Raw genomic sequence first — 1,080 nt, forward strand, 5'->3', positions numbered from 1 at the left:
AGTTCGCTCATGTTGCCCTGTGCTGTCTATTTGTTATTCACAGCATATACTGAGATAGATTTTTTACAACTTCTCCGACTTTTCAACCATCCTCTAAGTAACTTATTATGAGAGATTCAGAAAATTTCAAATTTTCCTCTACTCCCGAACAAATATCGAACATTGTTCGGGGCTATATGCCAGTATTAAATGGCTATCGCGGAATAGCCATTTTATTAGTATTTTTATATCATTGTGTGTGCCTTATTCCAGAAGAACCAGGGGATCTGACAGTAGCTATTTATGAAAAAATAATGGGATTCGGTTGGTGTGGCGTTGATGCTTTTTTTGTGCTTTCTGGATTTTTAATTACAGGCATCTTACTTGACAATCTTGATAAAGCCAATTACTTGAAGAATTTTTATATTAGACGAATAATCAGAATATTTCCCGTTTATTATCTTGTGCTAATTCTGTTTTTAGGAGTAATACGCCCACTAACTCGCAGTTATGAACATCCAAATGAGTTAGATAGTTTTCAAATTTGGTATTGGTTTTACCTCGAAAATTTGCAATGGATATGGCAAGGAAATTTTGATGGCGGACCGATAGCTCATTTTTGGAGTTTAGCAGTTGAGGAACAATTCTATCTGGTTTATCCACTATTAATTTATCTGATTCCCCGCAAATTTCTCAGTTGGTTTTTGGGAATAGTGATTATTGGGGTAGTCTTATATCGCAATTGGTTGTTATTAACAAACCCCGTAAATTTTCGACAGCTTGCGATATATTTTAATACTTTCTGTCGTCTAGATAGTCTAGCCATAGGTTCTTTAATAGCTTTGTGGATGCGTTCAGAAACAATAATTCCTCGGCTAATAAGGATTGCACCAATAGCGATGATTATCACTAGTATTGGTCTGATTATTATATTTGTTATCCAGGGAGGAAATACTATATTTACAGTAGGCATGGATGCCATTATTTTAGGCATGGATTCCATTATTTTTACTCTTTTAGGCATCTTTTTTGGCTCATTGATAGTTTTATCTATCACAAAGCCACAAAATAGCTTACTCATTAGAGTGCTAAATTGGCGTC

General features: G+C 34.9%; 1 protein-coding gene. It reads left to right on the forward strand.

All coding sequences use genetic code 11. The features are described from left to right. Window positions 1–107: 107 nt before the first annotated feature. The coding region (locus ACIR310F_RS23855) for an acyltransferase family protein (RefSeq protein ID WP_196803250.1) at window positions 108–1,080 on the forward strand (973 nt) is incomplete at its 3' end.

Source organism: Dolichospermum circinale AWQC310F, from assembly GCF_000426925.1.
GTDB lineage: Bacteria > Cyanobacteriota > Cyanobacteriia > Cyanobacteriales > Nostocaceae > Dolichospermum > Dolichospermum circinale.